Genomic DNA, 5,061 nt, shown 5'->3' with positions numbered 1-5,061 from the left:
CGGCGTGAAGGTGCCCGTGGAGCTGGGCGTGAAGATGGACGGGCTCCCCAAGATGGCGTCGGTGAAGCTCAAAGTGCGGAGCACGGAGATCAACCCAGCGCTCTCTGCAGAAGACTTTAAGCTGCCCTAACCCGTGAGCCTGATGAGGAGACGATCATGATGCGATTTGAGAGAACGATTGCCTGGCGGCACCTGAGAACCGGCGGCGGCACGACGATCTTGATCATCCTGGCGGTTGCCATCGCCACGATGGTGATTATCTTTGTGAACGGGAGCATCGCGGGAATGTCCAAGAAGCTCATGGGCAACCAGCTGCGCACCCTGGCCCATATTACCCTTGAGCCCAAAGACATCCAGCCTACGCCTCTGGAGAATCTCCAGGCGGCCAGCCGCTCAGACCGGATCTACACCTCCGAGCCACAGCAGACCTTTCAGCAGAGCACGCGCATCAACAACGGCGGCGAGATAGAGGCGCAGATCAGGCCAGTACGAGGGCTGACAACCGTGATGTCGCAGGTGAAGGGCAATGCTTTTGCGCTCAAGGGCTCCAAGCGCGAGTCCGTGACGCTGATTGGTGCCGACCCGGAGCAGCAAGAGCGGCTGATCTCCCTGAAAGAGAGCCTGCTCACGGGGCGCTGGCCCGATATTGCCCCCGACGAGGTAGTGGTGGGCATGACGCTGGCCGAGAAGCTGCGCCTTCAGCTCGGGGATCGGGTGCGGATTCAGTCGTCGGAGGGCGTGACACAGATCTTTCGGGTGGCGGGCTTCTTCTACACTGGTAGCCCGCAGAGCGACGAGCGTGAGGTCTATATCCCCCTGCGAGCGGCCCAGTCGCTCTTTGCCATGGGAGCGGGCGTCTCGCAGATCGCCGTCAAGCTCGACGATGCGTTTGCGGTGGACAAGACTGGCCCGGAGATTCGGGCGATGTTTCCGCGCCTTAAAGTCAAGTCCTGGCTTGATGACAACGAGATGATGACCAATGGAATGCGCACCCAGACGGCGATTCGCTCGCTCCTCACCAGCTTTATGCTCATCACGTCTTCCTGCGCCATTGCGGCGGTTCTTATTGTCTCGGTGCTACAAAAAAGCAAGCAGATCGGCATCCTCAAGAGCATGGGTGCCTCCGAGCAGCAGATCCTGCGCATTTTCACGATGGAAGGGCTTGGTGTCGCGGTTATTGGCGGACTTGTCGGCTGCATCGTGGCCTATATCCTCCTGAGCATCGTGGACAGCGTGACACTACCGGGGCGCTACGGACGTGTGGACAAGCTTGCCCCCGTCGCTCTGGATCTCTGGATCGTGATTGGCGCTTTTGTCGCCGTGGTGCTTGCCACAGTTCTTGCCGCGCAGTGGCCCGCCCGCCGCGCCTCTCGTCTCGACCCTGTGGAGGTGCTCCGTGGTTAGTCGCTCGGTCATTGTCGAGACAGTGGGGCTCAAGAAGACCTACAATTCGGGCACGGATAAGGCCGTCGAGGTGCTCCATGGCGTGGACATGATCGCCTACTCGGGCGAGTTTATCGCCATTATCGGCCAGAGCGGGAGCGGTAAGTCCACGCTTCTCAATATCCTTGGTGCACTGGATAAGCCCACCGAGGGCAGCGCCTCCATTGATGGCGTGGAGATCGGCTCGCTCGACGCGCTCGGGCTTGCCAAGCTCCGGGGCCAAAAGATCGGCTTTGTCTTCCAGTTCCACCACCTGCTCGAAGAGTTCACCTGCCTGGAGAACGTACTCATGCCCGTCTCGATCCAGAAAGGCGCTCCGGAGAAAGACGACACAAGCTACGCCAAGCTCTTGCTCACACGGGTCGGGCTGGAGACGCAGCTCAATAAACGAGCCAACCAGATGTCGGGCGGACAGCAGCAGCGCACCGCGATTGTGCGGGCGCTCTGTAACAAGCCAAAGCTCGTGCTGGCCGATGAGCCTACGGGTAATTTAGACTCCCGCTCCGGTGCCGAAGTGTTCGCGCTGATGCGCGAGATCGCTCGCGAGCTGGGCGTCACGTTTTTGATGGTCACCCATGATGACCGTCTTGCTGCCGCCGCAGATCGCATCCTGCGCATCGAGGACGGCTACTTAACCGAGGTAACAAACGAATGAAACGAAACTTTACAGCCCTGGGAACTGGGGCATTGGCGCTCCTAGGAATCGGCATTGTCGGCGGTGGAGTACTCTTCGCCAAGAACAAGCCACGGCAAGTAGAGATCACCCTCCCCCAGCGTAAGCTCGTCGTCGAGAGCATCTCGGCCTCGGGGCGGCTCCGTGGAGAGGTCGAGACCAGCGTGGGAGCGGCCACCGGTGGGCGCGTCATCCAGCTCTTTGTCAAAGAGGGGCAGCGCGTGCACAAGGGCCAGCTTCTGGCGCAGCTCGACAATCAAGTGCTGGAGGCGCAGCGCTCCCAGAGCCAGTCGCAGCTCCGCACGTTTCAAGAGCAGATCGCCCAGGCGCAGAGCAGCGTGCGCACCGCCGAGGCACAGCTTCGGCAGGCCCAGCGCGGCCCGCTCGAAGGTGATGTCGCGCGTCTCAAGGCCGATGTCGCGCAGAATATCGCCGTCGCCGAGACCAAAGTCACCAGTAGCAAGTCCCGCCTCGCCGGAGCCGAGCAAAAACTCCTCTCGGCCCAGCAGCGCCTCGCGGAGCTGAAGGCGGGAAGCCGGATTGAAGAGATTGAGCAGGCGGAGGCACAAGTGCGCCAGAGCGAGGCCAATCTTACGCAAGCCAAGCGCGACAACGACCGCCAGAGCGAGCTACTCGCTGCCCGTGCGATCCCACGCAATCAGGCCGAGCAGGCCCAGACCCAGCTCGCCGTCGCCGAACAGACCCTGGAGAGCCACCGCGCCCGGCTCCGCCAGCTCAAGAGTGGCACCCGCCCTGAGCAGCTCCGCCAGAGCGAGGCCGATGTCGCCGCCGCCGAGTCCGAGGTGCGCACCGCCAGCGCGGAAGTCGCCTCCGCTCAAGCCAGTCGCACGGGCTCCGAAAAATCGGGCCAGGCCCAGCTTCGCTCGCTTCTCGCCAGCCCGCGCCCCGAAGATGTTGCCGTCGCCGCAGCCCGGCTCGAAGATGCACGGCGTGCAGAGTCCACAGCCCGCCAGCGTCTGAGTGAGGCCAGCGAGGGAATCGGCCTCTCGGAGAAGCGGCTCTTAGAGACGCGCCTTCTGGCCCCCTTCGATGGCACGGTGACCCAGATCCTCACCGAAGAGGGCGGCATTATCAGCCCGACATCTTCTCTTCTCAAGCTCACCCGCCTCCAAAAACCGGAGATCAAGATTGATGTGGACGAAGTGAACCTGGGGCGCTTGCGTGTCGGGCAGGACGCTGAGGTCACCAGCGACGCCTACCCCGGCCAGAGCTTCCCCGCTAAAGTGACGGAGGTGGGAACCCAGGTAGACACGGATCGCGGAACGGTAGAAGTCCGCCTTACCCCTATCAACCCGCCACGCTGGATTCGCTCCGGCCAGACGCTCTCCGTGAATCTGATCGTCGAAGCAGGCAAAGAGCAACTCGTCGTGCCCGTCGCCGCTGTCAGTACCATGGGCGACACCTCCACAGCTCTTATTATTGAGAACGGCAAAGTAGCAAAGCGGAAAGTAAAAATCGGTGCCGCCAGTGCGCAGCTTCTTCCCATTCGAGAAGGGCTCAGCGAGAGCGACAAGGTGATTCTCGGAGGAGCTGACCTAAAAGAGGGCCAAGCAGTGATCGCAAAGGAGAAGACTCGTTGATTGCTATTGTTATCTACCAGGAACAAGAGATTCGTACGGTGGAGCAGGCGATTCAGGTCGCGCTGGAGCGTTCGCCAAAGCTCCAGCAAGCCCGTGAGCGCCGCCAGCGGAGCCGCGAGAGTGTGGAGCAGCAGCGCTCCCAGCTGCGGCCCCAAGCCAGCGCAACGGCATCCTACACCCGCCTCTCGACGGCCCTTGCCAACAGTGGCGGAGGCAGTGGGAGCGGCGTGGGTGGCGGGAACCCGTTTCCCGTTGGGCTTCAGGGCACGCCTCCAGGCTCTGGCTCCGTCCAGCTCACCCGCGCCGAGACCGAGCCTGGCACGGGAACGGGCACGAATGGCAACACGCTAAACTTGGGCGGCGGGAGCCTCAACCAGACCAGTTTGGGACTCTCGCTCACCCAGCAGCTCGATGCCTGGGGCGTGCAGAAGACGCTGATCCGTCTGGGGAGCACCGACGAGGCGATCCAGCAGCTTGAGGAAGAGAAAGTGAAACGCGAGGTGGTCTTCAGTGTCCAGAATAGCTTCTACGAGCTGCTCCGAGCACAAGAGTTTGTGCGCGTCCAAGCCGCCGCCGTTGCTAGCAGCACCGAGTCGCTACGGGTCTCGCAAGAAAAAGAGAAAGCCGGAAGTGCGGCGGGCTTTGAGGTACTCCGTGCCGAGACACAGCTCGCCAACCAGGAGCAATCACTTCTCAATGCCAAGAACCAGGCCGCGATTGCGCGAACCAATCTCGCCAACACGTTCGGGCTTCCCCCCACGGCGATACTGGCCCCAGAGAGTCCGAAAGCACTTCCCAAGATTGAGAAGCTAGAGCGGCAAGTGCTGCTCAAGAGCGCACTGGAGCAGCGCCCCGAGGCAAAGCAGGCCCAGCTCAACCAGGAAAAAGCGAATCTCGGTGTCCGCTACGCACACCGTGGCAACGCGCCCAGCCTCTCAGCGAGGCTCAACGGCAGCTACAACCCTAGCCCCGCCAATGCCTTCACACCCAAAGACGCCGCGACGGTCTCGCTCAATCTCTCGATTCCCTTAAGCGACGGCGGCACGACCCGCTCACAGATCACCAGCGCCCACTCGGACCTGCGCTCGGCGGAGTCACAGCTAGAGGAGTACAAAAACGGGATTGCTAAGGAAGTGGAGCAGGCGTGTCTCTCGGTGGAAGATGCCCAGGCGCGGCTCAAGAGTACCGCCAAGACCGTGGAGCAGTCTCGCGAGGCGCTTCGCATCGCCCAGGTGCGCCTTGCCACGGGAATTGACACCCAGCTCTCTGTCAGTGATGCGCAGTCCACGCTGGTTCAGTCCGAGGTCAACCACATCAACGCCCGCTACGACCTGCTCATCGCCC

The 5,061-nt window shown here is 62.0% G+C and carries 4 protein-coding genes; all 4 read left to right on the top strand.

The window, feature by feature from the left end:
- Positions 1 to 156 precede the first annotated feature (156 nt).
- The gene (locus tag RMO15_RS26155; RefSeq protein ID WP_309719718.1) at positions 157 to 1,404 is read left to right on the top strand and encodes an ABC transporter permease; all 1,248 of its coding nucleotides are present in this window, start codon (positions 157 to 159) and stop codon (positions 1,402 to 1,404) included.
- A complete protein-coding gene (locus RMO15_RS26150) occupies positions 1,397 to 2,098 on the top strand; it encodes an ABC transporter ATP-binding protein (protein WP_309719715.1) in 702 nt (233 codons plus the stop codon). The genes RMO15_RS26155 and RMO15_RS26150 overlap by 8 nt, the downstream gene beginning before the upstream one ends.
- Positions 2,095 to 3,717 carry an efflux RND transporter periplasmic adaptor subunit gene (locus RMO15_RS26145; protein WP_309719713.1) on the top strand — a complete coding sequence of 541 codons (1,623 nt, stop codon included), beginning with the start codon at positions 2,095 to 2,097 and terminating at the stop codon, positions 3,715 to 3,717. The genes RMO15_RS26150 and RMO15_RS26145 overlap by 4 nt, the downstream gene beginning before the upstream one ends.
- The coding region (locus tag RMO15_RS26140) for a TolC family protein (protein WP_309719711.1) at positions 3,714 to 5,061 on the top strand (1,348 nt) is incomplete at its 3' end. The genes RMO15_RS26145 and RMO15_RS26140, both read left to right, overlap by 4 nt.

Origin of the sequence: Armatimonas sp., from assembly GCF_031410135.1 — a bacterium.
GTDB lineage: Bacteria > Armatimonadota > Armatimonadia > Armatimonadales > Armatimonadaceae > Armatimonas.
Note: the sequence above shows the minus strand (reverse complement) of the source record. Positions and strands in the feature narration are given on the sequence as shown.

Bases quoted from the DNA above. Each gene is read 5' to 3' on its own strand.
- RMO15_RS26155 (WP_309719718.1), top strand. From the start codon at position 157: ATGATGCGATTTGAGAGAACGATTGCCTGGCGGCACCTGAGAACCGGC.
- RMO15_RS26145 (WP_309719713.1), top strand. From the start codon at position 2,095: ATGAAACGAAACTTTACAGCCCTGGGAACTGGGGCATTGGCGCTCCTA.